Origin of the sequence: Clostridium paraputrificum, assembly GCF_900447045.1 — a bacterium.
GTDB lineage: Bacteria > Bacillota > Clostridia > Clostridiales > Clostridiaceae > Clostridium > Clostridium paraputrificum.
Genome location: NZ_UAWH01000019.1, coordinates 96338 through 118050, shown reverse-complemented (window position 1 = coordinate 118050; position 21713 = coordinate 96338). Strand labels below are relative to the sequence as shown.

At 32.8% G+C, this 21713-nt stretch carries 16 protein-coding genes and 2 rRNA genes; 9 read left to right on the top strand and 9 right to left on the bottom strand.

The genetic code is table 11. From position 1 onward, the window contains the following. The 9 genes from DR024_RS17465 to dnaA form a co-directional block, all read right to left on the bottom strand. A 23S ribosomal RNA gene (locus DR024_RS17465) occupies positions 1-2568 on the bottom strand; the annotation flags it as partial. A gap of 197 nt (positions 2569-2765) precedes the next feature. Beyond that, a 16S ribosomal RNA gene (locus DR024_RS17460) occupies positions 2766-4280 on the bottom strand. A gap of 529 nt (positions 4281-4809) precedes the next feature. Continuing rightward, on the bottom strand, positions 4810-7335 hold the full coding sequence (gene gyrA / locus DR024_RS17455) for a DNA gyrase subunit A (protein WP_055185049.1): 2526 nt from the start codon (positions 7333-7335) through the stop codon (positions 4810-4812). Positions 7336-7356: 21 nt separating this feature from the next. Then, positions 7357-9264, bottom strand: a complete 1908-nt coding sequence (gyrB, locus tag DR024_RS17450) for a DNA topoisomerase (ATP-hydrolyzing) subunit B (RefSeq protein WP_027099042.1) — start codon at positions 9262-9264, stop codon at positions 7357-7359. A 53-nt stretch (positions 9265-9317) separates the two neighbouring features. Further along, entirely contained in the window at positions 9318-9578 is a 261-nt protein-coding gene (gene remB, locus DR024_RS17445; RefSeq protein ID WP_027099041.1) for an extracellular matrix regulator RemB, read from the bottom strand. A 14-nt stretch (positions 9579-9592) separates the two neighbouring features. Then, positions 9593-10693, bottom strand: a complete 1101-nt coding sequence (gene recF / locus DR024_RS17440) for a DNA replication/repair protein RecF (protein ID WP_027099040.1) — start codon at positions 10691-10693, stop codon at positions 9593-9595. A gap of 58 nt (positions 10694-10751) precedes the next feature. Next, positions 10752-10958 (bottom strand): RNA-binding S4 domain-containing protein, encoded by a 207-nt coding sequence (locus DR024_RS17435; RefSeq protein WP_027099039.1) that lies wholly within the window; start codon positions 10956-10958, stop codon positions 10752-10754. Between the two features lie 36 nt (positions 10959-10994). Further along, positions 10995-12095: a DNA polymerase III subunit beta gene (gene dnaN, locus DR024_RS17430; protein WP_027099038.1), complete on the bottom strand. Its 1101-nt coding sequence runs from the start codon at positions 12093-12095 to the stop codon at positions 10995-10997. Between the two features lie 258 nt (positions 12096-12353). Next, the gene (gene dnaA, locus DR024_RS17425; RefSeq protein WP_027099037.1) at positions 12354-13709 is read right to left on the bottom strand and encodes a chromosomal replication initiator protein DnaA; all 1356 of its coding nucleotides are present in this window, start codon (positions 13707-13709) and stop codon (positions 12354-12356) included. Between the two features lie 533 nt (positions 13710-14242). Between dnaA and rpmH the strand changes: the two genes are divergently transcribed. The 9 genes from rpmH to noc all read left to right on the top strand — a co-directional run bounded on the left by rpmH (position 14243) and on the right by noc (position 21710). After that, the gene (rpmH, locus tag DR024_RS17420) at positions 14243-14377 is read left to right on the top strand and encodes a 50S ribosomal protein L34 (protein ID WP_027099036.1); all 135 of its coding nucleotides are present in this window, start codon (positions 14243-14245) and stop codon (positions 14375-14377) included. A 60-nt stretch (positions 14378-14437) separates the two neighbouring features. Then, on the top strand, positions 14438-14824 hold the full coding sequence (gene rnpA / locus DR024_RS17415; protein ID WP_099314368.1) for a ribonuclease P protein component: 387 nt from the start codon (positions 14438-14440) through the stop codon (positions 14822-14824). Then, positions 14787-14996 (top strand): membrane protein insertion efficiency factor YidD, encoded by a 210-nt coding sequence (yidD, locus tag DR024_RS17410; protein ID WP_027099034.1) that lies wholly within the window; start codon positions 14787-14789, stop codon positions 14994-14996. The genes rnpA and yidD overlap by 38 nt, the downstream gene beginning before the upstream one ends. A 38-nt stretch (positions 14997-15034) precedes the next feature. Then, positions 15035-15814 carry a membrane protein insertase YidC gene (gene yidC, locus DR024_RS17405; protein ID WP_423236505.1) on the top strand — a complete coding sequence of 260 codons (780 nt, stop codon included), beginning with the start codon at positions 15035-15037 and terminating at the stop codon, positions 15812-15814. Between the two features lie 31 nt (positions 15815-15845). Beyond that, positions 15846-16475: an RNA-binding cell elongation regulator Jag/EloR gene (gene jag, locus DR024_RS17400; RefSeq protein WP_099314366.1), complete on the top strand. Its 630-nt coding sequence runs from the start codon at positions 15846-15848 to the stop codon at positions 16473-16475. Between the two features lie 311 nt (positions 16476-16786). Next, on the top strand, positions 16787-18166 hold the full coding sequence (gene mnmE, locus DR024_RS17395) for a tRNA uridine-5-carboxymethylaminomethyl(34) synthesis GTPase MnmE (protein ID WP_027099031.1): 1380 nt from the start codon (positions 16787-16789) through the stop codon (positions 18164-18166). 12 nt (positions 18167-18178) lie between these two features. Next, positions 18179-20062, top strand: coding sequence for a tRNA uridine-5-carboxymethylaminomethyl(34) synthesis enzyme MnmG (mnmG, locus tag DR024_RS17390; RefSeq protein WP_027099030.1), 1884 nt, complete (start codon positions 18179-18181; stop codon positions 20060-20062). Between the two features lie 15 nt (positions 20063-20077). After that, positions 20078-20797, top strand: a complete 720-nt coding sequence (rsmG, locus tag DR024_RS17385; protein WP_027099029.1) for a 16S rRNA (guanine(527)-N(7))-methyltransferase RsmG — start codon at positions 20078-20080, stop codon at positions 20795-20797. Between the two features lie 133 nt (positions 20798-20930). After that, positions 20931-21710: a nucleoid occlusion protein gene (noc, locus tag DR024_RS17380; protein WP_027099028.1), complete on the top strand. Its 780-nt coding sequence runs from the start codon at positions 20931-20933 to the stop codon at positions 21708-21710. Positions 21711-21713: the final 3 nt, after the last annotated feature.

The window sequence follows — 21713 nt, the reverse complement described above, 5'->3', positions numbered from 1 at the left end:
TTAATGGGCGAACAGCCCAACCCTTGGGACCTACTTCAGCCCCAGGATGCGACGAGCCGACATCGAGGTGCCAAACCTCCCCGTCGATGTGGACTCTTGGGGGAGATCAGCCTGTTATCCCCGAGGTAGCTTTATCCGTTGAGCGATGGCCCTCCCACGAGGTACCACCGGATCACTAAGCCCGACTTTCGTCCCTGCTCCACTTGTGGGTGTCGCAGTCAGGCTCCCTTCTGCCTTTGCACTCTTCGAACGATTTCCGACCGTTCTGAGGGAACCTTTGGGCGCCTCCGTTACTTTTTAGGAGGCGACCGCCCCAGTCAAACTGCCCACCTAACAATGTCCTGTCACCAGATTCATGGCACCCAGTTAGAACCTCAGTACTGTCAGGGTGGTATCCCAAGGACGACTCCATCAAGGCTGACGCCCTGATTTCCCAGTCCCACCTATCCTTACAGACAATACCGAAATTCAATGCTAAGCTACAGTAAAGCTCTACGGGGTCTTTCCGTCCAATCGCGGTAGCGAGCATCTTCACTCGCACTACAACTTCGCCGGATTCACAGTTGAGACAGTGCCCAAGTCATTACGCCATTCGTGCGGGTCAGAACTTACCTGACAAGGAATTTCGCTACCTTAGGACCGTTATAGTTACGGCCGCCGTTTACTGGGGCTTAAGTTCACACCTTCGCTTGCGCTAAGTGTTCCCCTTAACCTTCCAGCACCGGGCAGGCGTCAGCCCCTATACATCAGCTTTCGCTTTAGCAGAGACCTGTGTTTTGCTAAACAGTTGCTTGGGCCTATTCTCTGCGGCCTGCTCTCACAGGCACCCCTTCTCCCTAAGTTACGGGGTCAATTTGCCTAGTTCCTTAACTGTGATTCTTCCGCCGGCCTTAGGATTCTCTCCTCATCTACCTGTGTCGGTTTGCGGTACGGGCACTACATCTCTCTCTAGATGCTTTTCTTGGAAGCATGGAATCAAGTACTTCGGTTCCGTAGAACCTTCCCCATCACGCCTCAGAATTGTTAGGACGGATTTGCCTTTCCTAACTCCCCTAAACGCTTAGACTAGCATCCAATAGCTAGCACACTCTATCCTTCTCCGTCACACCATCGATAATAACGATCAGTAGTGGTATCGGAATATCAACCGATTGTCCATCGCCTACGCCTTTCGGCCTCGGCTTAGGTCCCGACTAACCCTCAGCGGACGAACCTTCCTGAGGAAACCTTAGATATTCGGCCTGTGGGATTCTCACCCACATCTCGCTACTAATGCCAACATTCTCACTCGTAATCAGTCCACCGCTCCTTACGGTACGACTTCAGCCCGATTACGACGCTCCTCTACCGCTCACACATAAGTGTGAACCCGTAGCTTCGGTGGTAAGTTTGAGCCCCGGACATCTTCGGCGCAGGATCTCTCGACTAGTGAGCTATTACGCACTCTTTTAATGAGTGGCTGCTTCTAAGCCAACATCCTAGTTGTCTTAGAAATCCCACATCCTTTTCCACTTAACTTACACTTTGGGACCTTAGCTGACGATCTGGGCTGTTTCCCTTTGACTACGGAACTTATCTTTCGCAGTCTGACTGCCGGACTAATAGTATGTGGCATTCGGAGTTTGATAAGGTTCGGTAAGCGCTATGCCCCCTAGCCCATTCAGTGCTCTACCTCCACTACTCATATCCGACGCTAGCCCTAAAGCTATTTCGAGGAGAACCAGCTATCTCCGAGTTCGATTGGAATTTCTCCGCTATCCACAGCTCATCCCATGCTTTTTCAACAGCAACGTGGTTCGGTCCTCCACGGGGTTTTACCCCCGCTTCAACCTGGCCATGGATAGGTCACCCGGTTTCGGGTCTACGGCATGCAACTAGTCGCCCTATTAAGACTCGGTTTCCCTTCGGCTCCGTACCTTAAGTACTTAACCTTGCTACATACCGTAACTCGTTGGCTCGTTCTACAAAAAGCACGTCATCACCCTCATAAGGGGCTTTGACCGGTTGTAGGCACACGGTTTCAGGTTCTATTTCACTCCCCTCCCGGGGTTCTTTTCACCTTTCCCTCACGGTACTGCTTCACTATCGGTCATCAGGTAGTATTTAGCCTTGGGAGGTGGTCCTCCCTGCTTCCCACAAGGTTTCACGTGTCTCGTGGTACTCTGGATCAGAACTTGATTATTATGAATTTCACTTACGTGGCTATTACACTCTATGGCTTGACTTTCCAGTCATCTTCAATTATCCATAACTTCTCGTTAATGTTCTGTCCGCAACCCCGGAAATAAATTTCCGGTTTGGGCTCTTTCCCTTTCGCTCGCCGCTACTAAGAAAATCGATTTTTCTTTCTCTTCCTCCAGGTACTTAGATGTTTCAGTTCCCTGGGTTTACCTTCCATAAGCTATGTATTCACCTATGGATACATGGGGTTTCCCATGTGAGTTTCCTCATTCGGAAATCTTCGGATCTCTGGCTATGTGCGCCTACCCGAAGCTTATCGCAGCTTATCACGTCCTTCATCGGCTCCTGATGCCAAGGCATTCACCATGCGCCCTTTGTAGCTTGACCTATTGTCATGATATTAGTTTTAAAACTAAGTTACAAAGAATATTTCTTGGCTATGTTGTATTAACATATCTATATAATTATGTGCAATTTTCAAAGAACATTTGAGCAAACTTGGTCGCTCAAAATTGAACAGAAAGTTAAAAAACAGATTCTAATTTGTACTAGTCAAGCTTCTTGCTTGCTAGATTTCTCCATAGAAAGGAGGTGATCCAGCCGCAGGTTCTCCTACGGCTACCTTGTTACGACTTCACCCCAATCGCTGACCCTACCTTAGGTGGCTTCCTCCCTTACGGGTTAGATCACCAACTTTGGGTATTGCCAACTCTCATGGTGTGACGGGCGGTGTGTACAAGGCCCGGGAACGTATTCACCGCGACATTCTGATTCGCGATTACTAGTAACTCCAGCTTCATGTAGGCGAGTTTCAGCCTACAATCCGAACTGAGACCGGTTTTATAGTTTTGCTCCACCTCACGGTATTGCATCTCGTTGTACCGGCCATTGTAGCACGTGTGTAGCCCTAGACATAAGGGGCATGATGATTTGACGTCATCCCCACCTTCCTCCCGGTTAACCCGGGCAGTCTCGCTAGAGTGCTCAACTAAATGGTAGCAACTAACAATAAGGGTTGCGCTCGTTGCGGGACTTAACCCAACATCTCACGACACGAGCTGACGACAACCATGCACCACCTGTCTTCCTGTCCCCGAAGGGACTTCCCACATTACATGGTAATTCAGGAGATGTCAAGTCTAGGTAAGGTTCTTCGCGTTGCTTCGAATTAAACCACATGCTCCGCTACTTGTGCGGGCCCCCGTCAATTCCTTTGAGTTTTAATCTTGCGACCGTATTCCCCAGGCGGAATACTTAATGCGTTAGCGGCGGCACAGAGGTCATGACAACCCCTACACCTAGTATTCATCGTTTACGGCGTGGACTACCAGGGTATCTAATCCTGTTTGCTCCCCACGCTTTCGAGCCTCAGCGTCAGTTACAGTCCAGAAAGTCGCCTTCGCCACTGGTGTTCTTCCTAATCTCTACGCATTTCACCGCTACACTAGGAATTCCACTTTCCCCTCCTGCACTCTAGATTTCCAGTTTGGAATGCAGCACCCAGGTTGAGCCCGGGTATTTCACATCCCACTTAAAAATCCGCCTACGCTCCCTTTACGCCCAGTAAATCCGGACAACGCTTGCCACCTACGTATTACCGCGGCTGCTGGCACGTAGTTAGCCGTGGCTTCCTCCTTGGGTACCGTCATTATCGTCCCCAAAGACAGAGCTTTACAACCCGAAGGCCGTCATCACTCACGCGGCGTTGCTGCATCAGGGTTTCCCCCATTGTGCAATATTCCCCACTGCTGCCTCCCGTAGGAGTCTGGGCCGTGTCTCAGTCCCAATGTGGCCGATCACCCTCTCAGGTCGGCTACGCATCGTCGCCTTGGTGAGCCGTTACCTCACCAACTAGCTAATGCGCCGCGGGCCCATCTTATAGCGGATTGCTCCTTTAATTGCTACTTCATGCGAAGCTACAATCTTATGCGGTATTAATCTTCCTTTCGGAAGGCTATTCCCCTCTATAAGGCAGGTTGCCCACGTGTTACTCACCCGTCCGCCGCTAATCCGTTCCCGAAGGAACTTCATCGCTCGACTTGCATGTGTTAGGCACGCCGCCAGCGTTCGTCCTGAGCCAGGATCAAACTCTCAATAAAAAGTTTAATCTTGCTACTTGATTTCTCAAGTTTACTCGTAAAAAAGAATTGCTGGTTTTTAACTTTATATTCTGTTCAATTTTCAAAGACCAATCTGTGTGTCGCACTCAAGCGACTTTTTTATCTTATCACTATTGCTAAACCTTGTCAACAAGTTTTTATTTTTTTCTTGTTGTTTTTGTTATCTGCATCAGCGACGTGTTTTATAATATCATACACAAGTAATAATTAATTTATCTTACATATAAAATAATTAAATTATTCTAGTTTTTCTTTAATATTATTCTTTTTTCTCTATTTTATATATAGTGATACACCAGGGTATGATGATTAATATATTCATAAAAAATTTGATGGATATTCATTTTGCTTGTTCTGTCGCAAGCTTCGAATCACATCAGAACAAATATCCACCTCAATCATACTAAAGATACTACCTTTGATTTATAGCTAATTAAAATTTTATTCTTTTCTATGATAATAAAAAAGAAGTACTCTTGATATTTACAAGAATACTTCTTTAACACAATTATTCTTCAGAATCACTTTGTGCCCTATTTACTAATTCATCTAATATGTCATCTTTACCATTATAATCATCTAATATATCTATTTGTTCTTCTACATTTTCTTCTTCACTACCTGATATCTTAGCAACTGCTACTACTTTTTCATCTTCATTAGTCCTCATTAATGTAACTCCCATAGCAGATCTTCCGGTAACAGATATATCTTTTACATTTATTCTAATAGCTACTCCACTTGAATTTATTAACATAAGTTCATCCAGTTCATTACACATTGTAGCACCAACAACTTTTCCTGTCTTTTCACTTATTTTATAAGTTATTAATCCTACTCCACCTCTATTTTGAACTTTATATTCGCTTATAGGTGTTCTCTTACCAAATCCATACTCACTTATAATTAATAAATCTTCACTATCTACAGCTATATCCATACAAACAGCTATATCATCATCCTTAAGGTTTATTGATCTTACTCCAGATGCTGTTCTTCCCATAGCTCTTACATTTTTTTCACTAAATCTAACTGCATAACCATTTTGGGTTACTATTATTATATTAGCATCCCCTCTAGTTACCTTAACCTTAAGTAATTCATCACCTTCCCTTAAGTTAATAGCTATTAATCCATTTTTTCTTAAGTTTTTAAAGTCACTTAAAGGTGTCTTTTTTACTATCCCCTGCTTAGTTGCCATAAACAAGAATCCATCCTTAGTATTATCTCTTATTGATAATACAGTTTCTATTCTCTCATCTGGCTCTATAGCAATTAAGTTAATTATGTTAGTTCCTTTAGCTACTCTTCCTGCCTCTGGTATTTCATAAGCCCTTAGCTTATATACTCTTCCCTTGTTAGTAAAGAACAATACATCTGAATGAGTAGATGTTATCATTATATGTTCAACAAAATCATCCTCTTTTGTTGACATTGCTTGAATACCTTTTCCACCTCTTCTTTGTGAAGAATAAGTATCAGCAGATATTCTCTTAATATATCCAGAATGTGTTAAAGTTATTGTAACTTCCTCTTCTTGGATTAAATCTTCTATATCAATTTCATTTACTACTTTTTCAATTGATGTTCTTCTCTCATCACTGTATTTATTTTTTATTTCTATTAGTTCTTCTTTAATTACACCTAGTAATTTTTCTTCACTTGCTAAAATAGAATTCAAGTATTCTATTTGTTTCATAAGTTCATTATATTCTTCTTCAATCTTACCTCTCTCTAAACCAGTAAGTCTTCTCAATCTCATTTCTAAGATTGCTGTTGCTTGTTTATCTGTAAAATTAAATCTTTCAATAAGAGTATTCCTTGCTATTTCTGAAGTATCTGAATGTCTAATTATACTTATAACTTCATCAATATGGTCTAAGGCTATTCTTAATCCCTCAAGTATATGAGCCCTTGCTTGTGCTTTATTTAAATCAAATATAGTTCTTTTAGTTATTACTTCTTTTTGAAAGTCTATATAATTACATAAAACTTGTTTTAGATTTAAAACTTGAGGTTCGTTGTCAACAAGTGCAAGCATTATAACTCCAAATGTATCTTGCATTTTTGTATGCTTATATAGTAAGTTTAGTATTACATTAGGATTTGCATCCTTCTTCAATTCAATAACTATACGCATACCTTGCCTATCTGATTCATCTCTTAAGTCAGATATGCCTACTATTTTTTTATCTTTTACTAAGTCAGCTATATTTTCTATAAGCTTAGCTTTATTAACTTGATAAGGCAATTCAGTAACAATAATCCTATGTCTTGAATTTTCTTCTTCAATATCAGCCTTTGCTCTTACAACAATTTTTCCTTTACCTGTCTCATATGCTGCCCTTATTCCAGCCTTACCCATTATAATACCAGCTGTAGGGAAGTCAGGCCCCTTTATTATAGTCATTAATTCAAGTACTGATGTTTCTGGGTTATCTATTAACATTACAGTACCATCTATAATTTCACCTAAGTTATGTGGTGGAATGTTGGTTGCCATACCAACAGCTATACCTGATGAACCATTTACTAATAAATTTGGATATCTAGCTGGTAATACTGCTGGTTCTTTTTCTGACCCATCAAAGTTTGGTACAAAATCAACAGTATTCTTATTTATATCCCTTAACATTTCTACAGCTATCTTATTCATTCTAGCTTCTGTATATCTCATTGCGGCTGCACTATCACCATCAACTGATCCAAAGTTACCATGTCCATCAACTAACATATATCTCATTGAGAAATCTTGTGCCATTCTAACTAATGCATCATATACTGATGAATCTCCATGTGGATGATATTTACCTAAAACATCTCCAACAATTCTTGCACATTTCCTATATGACTTATCCGGAGTTATTCCTAACTCTTGCAATGAATATAAAATTCTCCTATGAACTGGCTTTAAACCATCTCTTACATCTGGAAGGGCACGACCAACTATAACACTCATTGCATAGTCGATATAACATCTCTTCATTTCCTTATTAATATCTACAGGAATGACTTTTCCCTCATTAAAATTCATGTACTTCACCTCGTTTTAGTACTAAATGTCTAAGTTACTTACTTTTTTAGCATTTTGTTGTATAAATTCTCTTCTTGGTTCAACCTTATCACCCATTAATATAGTGAATATTTCATCAGCAGCCATAGCATCTTCTATTGTTGCTTTTAGTAATATTCTCTTTTCAGGATCCATTGTAGTATCCCATAATTGTTCAGCATTCATTTCACCAAGACCTTTATATCTTTGTATATCAACTGAGTTATCTCTGCCTCCAAACTCATTCAATATTTGTTCTAACTCCTCATCTGAATAAGCATATGCCTCATTCTTACCTTTAGAAATCTTATATAAAGGTGGTTGTGCTATATATACATGCCCTCCGTCTATAAGTTCTCTCATATACCTATAGAAGAATGTTAATAGCAATGTTCTTATATGAGCACCATCAACATCAGCATCTGTCATAATAATTATTCTATTATATCTTATTTTCTCTATATCAAAATCTGTACCTATTCCTGCTCCGAATGCAGTTATCATAGACCTTATAGTATCGGCATTTAGAATTCTATCTAGCCTTTGTTTTTCAACATTTAAAATTTTACCTCTTAACGGTAATATAGCTTGGAATTTTCTATCTCTTCCTTGCTTAGCAGAACCTCCTGCCGAATCACCTTCGACTATATATATTTCACATTCCCTAGGATCCTTTGATGAACAATCTGCAAGCTTACCTGGTAATGATGATCTTTCTAATACAGATTTTCTTGTTAATTCTCTAGCCTTCCTAGCAGCTTCCCTTGCCCTAGCAGCCATCAATGCCTTATCTATTATAGTCTTTCCAACTAGTGGGTTTTCCTCCAGGAATATTGACATTCCTTCTCCAACTATAGAATCAACAATACCTCTAACTTCACTATTTCCAAGCTTTGTCTTTGTTTGTCCTTCAAATTGAGGTTCGCCAATTTTAACAGATATTACGGCAGTCAGACCTTCTCTTATGTCATCTCCAGATAAATTTTTATCATTCTCTTTTAGATGTCCGAATTTCTTACCATAATCATTTAATATCCTAGTTAAGGCAGTCTTAAAACCAACTAAATGTGTTCCACCCTCAATAGTATCTATATTGTTAGCAAACGAAAAAATATTCTCATTATATCCATCATGGTATTGGAGTGCCACTTCAACTGAAACCCCATCCTTTATTCCCTCAACATATATTGTTTGTTCATGAAGAGGCTCTTTATTTCTATTTAGGTATTCAACAAAAGACTTTATTCCACCCTCATAGTAATATTCTTCTTCTTTATCATTTCTCTCATCAATAAGAGTAATGCTTATTCCCTTATTTAAGAATGCTAACTCCCTTAATCTTTGAGATAGGACTTCAAAATCATATACAATTTCATCAAATATCTCTTCGTCAGGTTTAAAATAAACTTCAGTTCCTGTTTCATCAGTATTTCCGACGATATTTAAATCAGTTACAACTTTTCCTCTATGATATTCTTGTTGCCATATATGTCCTTCTCTCTTTACAGTTACTATACATTTATCTGATAATGCATTAACAACAGAGGCACCAACACCGTGTAAGCCACCAGATACTTTATAGCCACCACCGCCAAATTTACCTCCAGCATGTAAGACAGTCATTATTACTTCAACAGTTGGTTTTTTCATTTTAGGGTGCATACCTACTGGCATCCCCCTACCATCATCTATAACTTGTATAGAATTATCCTTATTTATTGTAACTTTTATATTTTTGCAGAATCCAGCTAAAGCCTCATCTATACTATTATCTACAATCTCATATACTAAGTGATGTAGACCTCTTGAGCTAGTACTTCCTATATACATTCCTGGTCTTTTTCTTACAGCTTCTAAACCTTCTAGAACCTGTATTTGATTTTCGTCATAGCTTTGTTTATTTTGTTCCAAAATATATTCCTCCTAAATAAAAGTAATTAAAACCAAGGTTTTAACTATTGGAGTTAAGGATTATAATCCATTCCAGTTCTCTTTGTTAAAGTAGATGATGAAATTGGTGAAAGATAAACTTTACTCATCTTATTTACTTCTGCTATAACAAATGACTTTGGTCTTTCTTTAGTTATTCGTTCAACAAATCCATCTTCTTCAGCTAACCTTAGAAATTGTATTGTATCTGAACTATACATTGTAGTTTGTAGATCAAATATTCCTATAACATCTTTTATAGGAACAACTACGTTTTCTCCTAAATGTAGAAACATAAATTTTGCCTCCTTTAGCTAGAGATATGTCCCTCTTGCACTTTAAAAATTTTAGATTCATTATCTAGATATTCACATATATCACTAATTCCAGTACATGTAATTATAGTTTGTATATTATTAATAGTACTTAATATATATTTTTTTCTATTAAAATCAAGTTCTGAAAGAACATCATCTAATAAAAGCACAGGGTATTCACCAGTTATCTCTTTTATTATTTTTAGAGAAGAGAATTTCATAGTTAAAACAGCTGTTCTTTGTTGCCCTTGTGATCCATAGCTTTTTGTATCTATATTATTAATCAGTACCATAAAATCATCTCGATGAGGACCAACTGTAGTTATTCCTTTCTCCTTATCTCTTTTTCTGTTCTTAATTAAACAACTTCTAAACTTTTCTTTAAATTCATCATTAATATTATTGTTAAACTCTTTTATTGACGATATGTATATATATTCTATATTTTCTTTATTTAAAGTTATATCTTTATGAATTTCAGCACCATAGTAATTTAACTTTTCTATGTATTTTAGCCTCTCATTTACTATGTATTCTCCAAAATTAACTAATTGCTCATCATATATATCTAGCATATCGTCTGTTATTTTACGATTTTTTAACAGAGTATTTCTCTCGTTAAGCACCTTATTATATTGTACAAGATTGTAGTAATATCTATTATTTATTTGACATAACTCCATGTCTATAAATCTACGTCTAATCCCAGGAGATTCTTTTATTATTTTTAAATCTTCTGGTGAAAACATAACAACATTAAAAGTACCAAATAATTCTCCAATCTTATTAATCTTTATTGAATTAACTTTTATTGCCTTTTTTCCATCTTTAAGTATATTTATATCTATTCTTTTATCTAATCGTTCTTTACCAATATTTAGACTTATATATGCACCGTCTTCATTCCAATTAATCAATTCTCTATCTTTCGAAGTTCTATGTGATTTAGCTAATCCACAATAATATATAGATTCTAAGATATTTGTTTTTCCCTGAGCGTTATCCCCCATAAAAACATTAACATTTCTACTAAAATCTATATTTACATTTTTATAATTTCGATAGTTTAATAACATAAGCTTTTTTATAAACATCTACATGCACCCATTCAATTATATCACAATACTAGCCTAAAAGCTTATATTGATATAATTATACAATTTCATACTCTTCTTGATTAAATGAAATTATATCTCCACGTTTTAACTTTTTTCCTCTTTGTAGGCATATTTCACCATTTACTTTAACTAGACCATCTTGAATATATAACTTAGCTTCAGATCCTAATGAAGCAATACCACTCCACTTCAAAAATGCATCTAATTTAATTACATCAGTATTAATTAATATTTTATTCATATTCATTGCATAAAAACTTATTATTTATGCATCCTCCTATCTAATTAATCTAACTGGTAAAACTAAATATTTATATGATTCAGCTTCTTTCCCCTTTATAACGCATGGGCTTACGCTTGAAGTCATTTCTATTTGCACATTATCATCTTCCATATTCTTCAGAACATCAATTATATATCTAGAATTAAATGCAATTTGTATTGGGTCTCCTTGCATATTTGCAGTTACTTCTTCTCTTACTTTTCCCAATTGAGAATTAGATGTGATAATTATACTTTCTTCATTCATCTCTAACTTTACTAAATTACTATTTCCTTCCTTAGCCATAAGAGAAGCTCTTTCTATTCCATTTTGTAATTCTTGCCTATTAACATTAATTAATAACTTATGTTCTTGAGGTAATAGAGATAAATAATTTACATATTTACCTTCTAGTAATCTTGATATTATTTTAGTTTCTCCTAAATCAAATAAGATATGATTATTAGTAAAAGTTATATTTACTATAGATTCAATATCTTCTAGTATTTTAGATACTTCATTCAAAGTCTTACCTGGAATAACAACTTCAATATCAAAATCATTATCTAAATATTCTGTTTTTATAGCCATTCTATATCCATCTAAAGCAACAAGATTTAATTTTTTTTCTTTCACCTCAAATAATATTCCTTGAAGTATAGGTCTAGTTTCATCTTGGGCAATAGCAAATGAAGTGCTTTTTATCATATTTTTTAATATACTTTGAGAAACCTTTAACTCTTTTGCTATATCTAACTTAGGAATTGAAGGGAATTCATCTGCATTCATAAATACAACATTAAATACAGATTTTTCACATGTTATTTGAACTGTATCATCTTGAATTATTTCGATTCTTACATCAGAGTTAGGTAATTTTCTTATTATTTCTCCAAATATTTTTGAATCTATTACAACTTTTCCTTCTTCTAATACATCTGCATCAACTTTTGTTTCGATACAGACATCTATATCTGATCCTATAAGTGTAATTCCTTCTTTTGTAGCATTAATATATATACCTTCTAATATAGGCATTGTTGATTTTCCAGTAATAGCTTTTTGACATATTGATATACCATCTTGCAGTTTCTGTTTATTACATATAATTATCATAAAAAATAACCTCCTCTGTTGATAACATAATTATTTATATAAATATAGATATATAATTTAAATTTAGTAATAATAGTAGTAGGTGCTGTGGATTTGTTGAAAAGTAGGTCTAACCCTTATAAATAGTAGAAAAGTTATAAAAAAATAGTGTGGATAAGGTAGTAACAAATTAATATACTTATCCACAAAATAAACAATAGATTTCTTTTGAAATAGTTATCCACAAGATATTATAAAGTTATTATGTACAGTTGTTAATTAATTTTGAGTCAATTTCTTTGTAATATCTTCTATAGTGTGTTGTAAACTTTCATCCGTATTAAGATTTTCTGATATTTTTTCGTAAGCATGTATAACTGTAGTATGATCTCTACCACCAAATTCTTCACCTATTTTAGGCAGAGACATATCGGTAAGTTTTCTACTTAAATACATAGCTATTTGTCTTGGATAAGCTATATTTCTAGTTCTTCTTTGTGATTTTAGGTCTTCTATTCGAAGATTAAAGTAGCTTGCAACAATATCTTGAATTATGCTTATTGTAATATTCTTGCCTTGTTTTTTAGATATTATATCTTTTAATGCTTCTGAAGCTAAATCAACTGTAATTTCCTTATTAGTTAGCGAAGAATAAGCTACTATTCTTATTAATGCACCTTCAAGTTCTCTTATATTTGATTTTATTTTTGTAGCTATGTAGACCATAACTTCATTTGCTACATTTAATTTCTCTACATCTGCTTTCTTTTTTAATATTGCCATTCTTGTTTCAAAGTCTGGTACTTGTATATCTGCAATTAATCCCCATTCAAAACGTGATCTTAACCTATCTTCTAAAGTAGGAATTTCTTTTGGTGGTCTATCAGAAGATAATATAATTTGTTTATTTGCATCGTGTAGTGCATTAAAAGTATGGAAAAACTCTTCTTGAGTTCTTTCTTTTCCTGCAATAAATTGAATATCATCTATTAAAAGTACATCAACATTCCTATACTTATTTCTAAATTCTTCATTTTTATCATCCTTAATTGCATTTATTAATTCGTTTGTAAATTTTTCTGATGAAACATACTCTACTCGTGCATTTGGATTACTATCTAATATATAGTGACCTATTGCATGCATTAAGTGAGTTTTTCCTAATCCTACTCCTCCATAAATAAATAAAGGATTATATGCTTTAGCAGGTGCTTCTGCAACAGCTAAAGATGCAGCATGTGCAAATCTATTACTATTACCAATTACGAATGAATCAAATGTATATTTTGGATTCAGTGTAGTTGATAGTTCATCACTGATTAATACAGCCTTATTTTTCTTTAGTTCAGGAGTATCTTCTTTGGATGTTTCATCTGATTTTATATCTGAAGCTATTAAGAATTCTATTTTATATAATTTTGAACAAATTGATTTGATTGAGTTAGCTACTAAATCCTTATATCTTTTTTCTAATATATCTTGGGTAAAGGAGTTTGGTACACTAATCCTAATAGTATCATTTGAAATAGATATAGGCTCACAACTTTTTATCCAAGTATTAAAGCTAACTTCACTCATTTCAGCTTTTATAATAGTAAGTGTTTGGTCCCATAATTTTTTTAAATCAGCATCCATATATAAATCCTCCAAATAAAATAAAAAAAATTTTAACTTACTTATTAACAATAAAATAACAACATATATACAAGTAATGTTGATAACTTATATTATGTTGATAAATTCACCTTATATTATTAACATGTTTATAAATTTATAAAAAGTAAAAGTAAATTTGATTTATCCACAATTTATAATTATATAACTTATACACATAATATTTTTTGTATAAAGTCTGAATTTTATAGTAATAATACAATATGTATGTAAAAACTAACAATATCTAAACAAGTTATCAACAATTTTGTCCACAGCTGTGGATAAAATTGAGTTAATAACATATTATTCACAGTTTAATTTAATAATATCATACTAGAATATAGATATTCAATAAGTTATCCACAAAAAAACTATTTTGTTTTCCAACTATCTACAAATAACTAGATTCTTGACACTTTATCATCATATATATATAATTAATAAGTAACATAAAAATCGAGTAGTATAGTTTTTACTATAAAAATTACTATTGAAGGGGGTGCATTTTTACAATGTTCATGACATATCAACCTAAAAAGAGACAAAGAAAGAAAGAGCACGGCTTCAGAAAGAGAATGAGCACTCTATCAGGAAGAAACGTTCTTAAGAGAAGAAGACAAAAAGGTAGAAAGAAATTAACAGCATAAGGGCCGCAATTGTGGCCTTTTTTCTGCAAATGGCAGAAAAAAAGGAGAATAGAAATACCTATGATATATAGATTGAAGAAAAATTTGGAGTTTCGCTTTATTTATAGACGTGGGAAATCTTTTGCTAATAGTTTGTTAGTACTATATGTTTTTAAAAATAAAATGAATAAAGATAACGAAGGAAACCTATATAATAAAGTGGGGATTTCTGTTAGTAAAAAAGTTGGAAATAGCGTTATACGAAGTAGAAGCAAAAGATTGATTTATGAAAATTATAGATTTAAAGATGAGTATCTAAATAAAGGATATGATCTTGTTTTTGTTGCAAGAACAAAGTTAAAAGATAAGAATTTCAATGAAGTGGAAAATGCTATGGACAATTTATTGAAGAAAGCTGGCTTATATAATAATGAAAAAATTAGTATTAAGTCTAATAAAATTTTATAGAAGAAATATTTCGCCAATGAGTCCACCAAAGTGTAAATATATACCTACTTGTTCTCAATATGCTTTAGAAGCAATTGAAAGATATGGAGTTGTTAAAGGTGGAATAATGGCTCTTTGGCGTATTTTGAGATGTAATCCTTTTAGTAAGGGTGGCTTTGACCCTGTTAAATAATATTTTGAATTTAGGAGGAATTTTATAGGATGTTGACCATTTTTGAACCAATAACGAAATTCTTTACAGTTATATTTAATTTCTTTTTAAATCTTGTAAAGGGATTAGGAGTAACTAATGAAGGATATCAATATGTATTGGCAGTAACATTATTAACAATATTGATTAGATTATGTTTATTACCTTTTAATATTAAATCAGCCAGATCTACACAAAAAATGCAAGAGGTTCAACCTGAAATTAAAAAAATACAAGATAAATATAAAAATGATCCTCAAAAGCAAAACATGGAGTTAATGAGAGTTTATAAAGAGAATAATGTTAGTATGACTGGTGGATGTTTACCAGCCTTATTACCACTTCCAATACTTATGGCTCTTTACGGAGTTTTCTATTCTATAAATCCAACAGGATCGTTTTTATGGATTAGTAATATAGGTGCTCCAGATCCATTCTTTATATTACCTATACTTGCTGCTTTAACAACATACTTACCATCATATTTAATGACTAAATCAGCTCCGGCAGCTGAAGGTGGTATGAATATGGGAACTATGAATATAGTTATGTCGTTAATGATGGGATTTATGGCATTAAGATTTCAATCACTACTTGTAATTTACTGGGTATTAGGTGGTGTAATTCAATTAATAACAACTTATTTTATAAACTATAGACCAGCTATGCAGAAAAAAAGAGCGGTTGAAGCAGTTGAAGCTGAAAAAGAAGCTTCAAGAACGCCTAAGTTTGTTATGCCAGATTATGAAGATTCTAATAAAGCTAGTAAGAAAAAGAAAAATAAGAAAAAGAAAAAGTAGAATTTATAATTTAGAGGTGGGTGAATAGGGTATGAAATCTATTGAAGTTACTGGAAAAAACGTAGATGATGCAATAGCTAAAGCCTTACAAAAGTTAAATGTATCTAAGGATGAAATTGAATACGAAGTAATAGATGAGGGTTCTAAGGGGTTATTTAATTTTATTGGATCAAAACCTGCAAAGTTAGTAGTTTCTTTAAAGAAAAATTATATCGATAATGCAAAAGAATTTTTAGTGAATGTTTTAAATTCTATGGGAATTGAACCTCAAATAAAAATTACAGAAGAAGGTAATACAATCAAAATTGATTTAGAAGGTATTAAGATGGGAAATGTAATTGGCTATAGGGGTGAGACTTTAGATTCTCTTCAATATCTACTATCATTAGTAATAAATAAGAATCATGAAATTCCTTATAAAAGAGTTGTATTAGATGTTGAAAATTATAGATTAAAAAGAGAAGAGACTCTTAAAAGGGTTGCTGAGAAAACAGCTTATAAAGTAAAAAAGATTAGTAGAGCATATAAATTAGAACCTATGAATCCATATGAACGTAGAATAATACATTCAGCTTTACAAGATAAGGAAGGAATATTCACATATAGTGAAGGAGAAGAACCTTATAGAAGAGTAGTTGTTGATATTAAACCTAAAAAATAAATATCTATTTAAATAATTAAACCTTTATGTGATTAGTATATATCTCATAAAGGTTTTTTATTCTTTAAATTTGAAAAGTTTATTATGTATAGATTATGGAGAAAATTGATAATGAAATTTATATTATAAAGATTAAAGATTGAAAATTTATATAGTATATAAGTTAGAAAGTAATATCTTTCTTTAAATAGAAGTTGAAAAACATATTTGGATTTCTTTTAATTTTGACTAATTAAATATAGTTATGTAAAATGTATATTAGTCAAATTCGGTTATAATACTTAAAAGTATAAAATTTAGGAGGTTAGTTAATGAAAGAATTCGATACTATTTGTGGTATAGCTACACCTATTGGTGAAGGTGGAATATCTATTATAAGAGTATCAGGCGATAAATCTAAAGAAATAGTTAATAAGATTTTTTGTGCTAAAAACGGTAAGAGTATGGATGATATGAAGTCTTATACTATGCGATATGGATATATAAAAGATATTAATAATAAAGATACTATAGATGAAGTTATAATAAGTTTTATGAAGGGGCCTAGGAGCTTTACAGCAGAAGACGTAATAGAAATTAATTGCCATGGTGGTGTTATATCTACAAATAAGGTTCTGGAAGAAGTAATTAAGGCTGGTGCAAGATTATCTGAGCCAGGAGAATTTACAAAAAGGGCATTTTTAAATGGGAGAATAGATTTAAGCCAAGCAGAAGCTGTTATGGATATTATAAGAGCAAAAACAGATTTATCTATGAAATCTGCTATGCTACAACATGAAGGTGCTCTATCTAAGGAAATAAATAAATTAAGAGAATATATGCTTAATACATTGGCCTTAATAGAATATGCTGTTGATTTTACAGAAGATGAAGAAGAAATAGATCCTGATATACCTATTAAAGTTGAGAGTGAAATAAAAAAAGCAATAGATAAAATGCATTATTTATTAAAAAATGCAGATGAGGGTAGAATTATAAGAGATGGTTTAAGTTTGGCTATAGTTGGAAAACCAAATGTGGGTAAATCATCATTATTAAATGCGTTATTAAAAGAAAAAAGAGCAATTGTTACAGATATACCGGGAACAACTAGAGATGTAATTGAAGAATTTATAAGTTTAGATGGTATTCCAATAAGGATAACGGATACGGCTGGAATTAGAGAAACTGATGATATTGTAGAAAAGATAGGTGTAGAAAAATCGCGAGAAAAAATAAATGAAGCAGATCTTGTAATTTTAATGCTTGATACATCCAGAGAATTAGAAGAAGAGGATAGGAAGATAATAAGTTCTATTATTGATAAAAATTATATTGCTCTTCTAAATAAGGTGGATTTAGAGAATAAGATAAGTGAAAAAGAAATTGAAGATTTAAATAATAAAATATATGTATCAGCTAAAGAAGAAATTGGATTAGATAATTTAAAAGAAAAAATAAAAGAGATGTTCTTTAGTGGTAGTGTAAGTACAGAAAGTTTAATTATTTCTAATAATAGGCATAAGCAAGCTTTATATAGGGCTTTAGAAAATTGTGAAACTGCTTATGAAAAAGTTAAAACAAATGAATTTTTAGATTTAATTTCAATATATGTAACTGCATCTCTAAAAGCATTAGGTGAAATAACAGGATCTGAGTTAGAAGAAGATTTAGTAAATAAAATATTTAAAGATTTTTGTTGTGGAAAGTAGGAGTAAGTTATTATGAAATATAATGCAGGTGAATTTGATATTGTTATTGTAGGTGCAGGGCATGCAGGGTGTGAAGCTGCTTTAGCATGTGCGAGATTAGGGTTAAATACATTAATGTGTACTATTAGTTTAGATTCAATTGCAATGATGCCTTGTAATCCTAATATAGGTGGAACAGCAAAAGGACACTTAGTTAAAGAGATTGATGCATTAGGTGGAGAAATGGGAATGAATATTGATGAAACGTTCATACAATCTAGAATGTTAAATACATCTAAGGGTCCAGCAGTTCATTCATTAAGAGCACAAGCTGATAAGTTGAAATATCAAAATAGAATGAAAAGAATTATGGAAGATACAAAAAATCTTCAAGTAAGACAGTTGGAAGTAATTGAATTAATAATAGAAGATAATAAAGTAACAGGTGTAGTTACAAAAAATGGTGCTATATTTAAATGTAAAGCTGTAGTATTAGCTACTGGTACATATCTAAAAGGAAGAGTAATAATTGGAGATGTAAGCTATAGTAGTGGGCCAAATGGACTTTTTCCAGCTAATGATTTATCTCAATCATTAATAGATTTAGGTATAAGTCTAAGAAGATTCAAAACTGGAACACCAGCAAGAATAAATAAGCGTTCAGTTGATTTTTCTAAGATGATTGAACAGGGAGGAGATAAAAAGATAGTACCATTTTCATTTATGAATGATAATGTTGATAGAGAACAAATTTCTTGTTATCTTACTTATACTAATGAAGAAACTCATAGAATTATAAATGAAAATATTTCAAGATCTCCTATGTATAATGGAAGTATTGAAGGTGTAGGACCTAGATATTGTCCATCAATTGAAGATAAAGTAATGAGATTTCCTGATAAAAAACAACATCAGATATTTATTGAGCCAGAAGGTGAAAATACTTTAGAAATGTATGTTGGTGGTATGAGTTCGTCTTTACCTGAAGATGTTCAAGTAAAAATGTTAAAAACTATACCGGGGCTAGAAAATGTAGAGATAATGAGAACAGCATATGCTATTGAATATGATTCAATAGATCCTACGCAGCTAAAGCCAACACTAGAATTTAAGAATATTCAAGGTCTATATGGAGCTGGTCAGTTAAATGGTAGCTCTGGATATGAAGAAGCTGCTGCCCAAGGTTTGATTGCTGGTATAAATGCAGCACTAAAGATAAAAGGTGAAGAGCCTTTTATACTAACGAGATCTGATGCTTATATAGGTGTTTTAATTGATGATTTAGTTACAAAAGGAACTAATGAGCCTTATAGAATGATGACTTCTAGAGCTGAATATAGGCTTTTATTAAGACAAGATAATGCCGACTTTAGATTAACTGAAAAAGGTTATAAGATAGGTTTAGTTACAGATGAAAGAATTAATAGATTTAGAGAAAAGCAAAGCATTATAGAAAATGAGATTAACAGAATTAAAGAATTAAAAATTACAAATAAAAGAGAAGTAAATGAATTCTTAAATTCTTTAAATTCAGCAGAATTAAGAAAACCTATATCTTTCTATGAATTAATAAAGCGAACAGAATTAGATTATTTTTCGCTTAAACAACTAGACACAGATAGACCAGAATTAAGAGATGAAATAGGAGAACAGATTAATATTATCGCAAAGTATGAAGGATATATTAATAGCCAATTAGAGCAAGTAAAACAATTTAGTAAGTTTGAAAAGAAGATATTGCCATTAGATATAGATTATAATAATGTTAGAGGATTAAGAGTAGAAGCAATGCAAAAACTAAATAATATAAGACCGATAAGTATTGGTCAAGCTTCTAGAATATCTGGAGTATCTCCGGCAGATATATCAGTTTTATTAATATATCTAGAACATCATTATAATAAAGAAAAAAAATAAACTCAGGAGGTAAAAATGAGTTTTTATGAATTAATGGAAAGAGCGTCACAAGACGTTGGAATGACTTTTAATGAAGATAAATATAATAAATTTATAAAATATATGAGATTGGTACAGGAATGGAATGAAAAAGTTAATCTAACAGCAATATTAGATGATGAAGAATTTATAAAAAAACACTTTATTGACTGTATAAAAATATTTAAAAGTAACGAAATAAAAAGTGCGAAGACTATAATTGATGTAGGAACAGGAGCTGGATTTCCTGGATTACCAATTGCTATAATGGATGAAAATAAAAAAATAACATTATTAGATTCATTGAATAAAAGAATTAATTTTCTTAATTTAGTAGTTAGAGAATTAGAATTAACAAATGTAGTAACAATACATTCTAGAGCTGAAGATGGTGGTAAAAATAGAGATTTGAGAGAAAAATTCGATATAGCCACTTCAAGAGCTGTTGCTAATATGACAGTTTTATCAGAATTCTGCCTTCCTTTTGTAAAAGTAGGAGGTAGTTTTGTGGCTTTAAAGGGGCCGTTGGTTGAAGAAGAGTTAAATCAAAGCAGAAATGCTATTGGAACTTTAGGCGGTAAGTTACAAGATGTGATAAAAGTAGACATTGAAGATACAGAATTAAAACATAATATTGTAGTAGTTAATAAAATAAAAGACTGTCCTATGTCGTTTCCTAGGAAAGCCGGAATGGTAACAAAGAAGCCTCTTAAATAAAATGATGTTATATGAATAATTTAATAAAAATTTGTCTTACAAAAAATAAATGTAAAAAGAAGGAAAATATACATATATATAGAAATCTATAAATAGACAAAAAAGTATTTAAGTTTAAGGATGTGTTGAATTTATGAGCAAAGAAATATTAAAGATAAATGTTAATGATATAATTCCTAATACATATCAGCCAAGAAGGTTTTTTGACGAGGTGGCATTAATAGAATTATCCCAATCTATAAAGGAACATGGAATAATACAGCCTCTAACAGTTAGAAAACGTGGGGATATTTATGAATTAGTGGCTGGAGAAAGAAGATTGAGAGCAGCTAAGTTGGCTAGTTTAGGAGAGGTTCCTTGTACATTGGTAGATATAACAGATACGCAGTCAGCACAAATTGCTTTATTAGAAAATTTACAAAGAGAAGATTTAAATTATATTGAAGAAGCAGAAGCATATTATAATTTAATGAATGATCATAATTTCACACAAGAAGAAATTGCCTCTAAAATGGGGAAAAAACAATCAACTGTGGCTAATAAATTAAGATTATTAAAGTTATCACCACAAGTTAGAGGTTTATGTCTTGAAAATTCGTTAACAGAAAGACATGCAAGAGCATTATTAAGTGTTACTGATGAGAAGTTACAATTAAAGATAATTGAAAAAGTTATAAAGAATGGATTGAATGTGAAGAAAACAGAGGAATTAATTAATAAAGAATTACTTAAATTAGCTGGTAAGTCTTTAAACTCTAAAAATAAAAATGTTAAATCAATTTTTCCTGCTAAATTATATGTAAATACTATAAAACAAGTTTTTGATAAATTTAACATTCCAGCAAACTATAAGTTTAATGAAAGTGAAGAGTATATTCAAATAACTGTAAATATACCAAAAGGAAAAAAGTAAATA

Coding starts and splice junctions, on each gene's coding strand:
- mnmE (WP_027099031.1), top strand. CDS start 16,787: ATGAAAGAATTCGATACTATTTGTGGTATAGCTACACCTATTGGTGAA.
- rnpA (WP_099314368.1), top strand. CDS start 14,438: ATGATATATAGATTGAAGAAAAATTTGGAGTTTCGCTTTATTTATAGA.
- gyrA (WP_055185049.1), bottom strand. CDS start 7,335: ATGAATTTTAATGAGGGAAAAGTCATTCCTGTAGATATTAATAAGGAA.
- mnmG (WP_027099030.1), top strand. CDS start 18,179: ATGAAATATAATGCAGGTGAATTTGATATTGTTATTGTAGGTGCAGGG.
- rpmH (WP_027099036.1), top strand. CDS start 14,243: ATGTTCATGACATATCAACCTAAAAAGAGACAAAGAAAGAAAGAGCAC.
- noc (WP_027099028.1), top strand. CDS start 20,931: ATGAGCAAAGAAATATTAAAGATAAATGTTAATGATATAATTCCTAAT.
- rsmG (WP_027099029.1), top strand. CDS start 20,078: ATGAGTTTTTATGAATTAATGGAAAGAGCGTCACAAGACGTTGGAATG.
- dnaN (WP_027099038.1), bottom strand. CDS start 12,095: ATGATAATTATATGTAATAAACAGAAACTGCAAGATGGTATATCAATA.
- DR024_RS17435 (WP_027099039.1), bottom strand. CDS start 10,958: ATGAATAAAATATTAATTAATACTGATGTAATTAAATTAGATGCATTT.
- jag (WP_099314366.1), top strand. CDS start 15,846: ATGAAATCTATTGAAGTTACTGGAAAAAACGTAGATGATGCAATAGCT.
- dnaA (WP_027099037.1), bottom strand. CDS start 13,709: ATGGATGCTGATTTAAAAAAATTATGGGACCAAACACTTACTATTATA.
- recF (WP_027099040.1), bottom strand. CDS start 10,693: ATGTTTATAAAAAAGCTTATGTTATTAAACTATCGAAATTATAAAAAT.
- remB (WP_027099041.1), bottom strand. CDS start 9,578: ATGTTTCTACATTTAGGAGAAAACGTAGTTGTTCCTATAAAAGATGTT.
- yidD (WP_027099034.1), top strand. CDS start 14,787: ATGAAAAAATTAGTATTAAGTCTAATAAAATTTTATAGAAGAAATATT.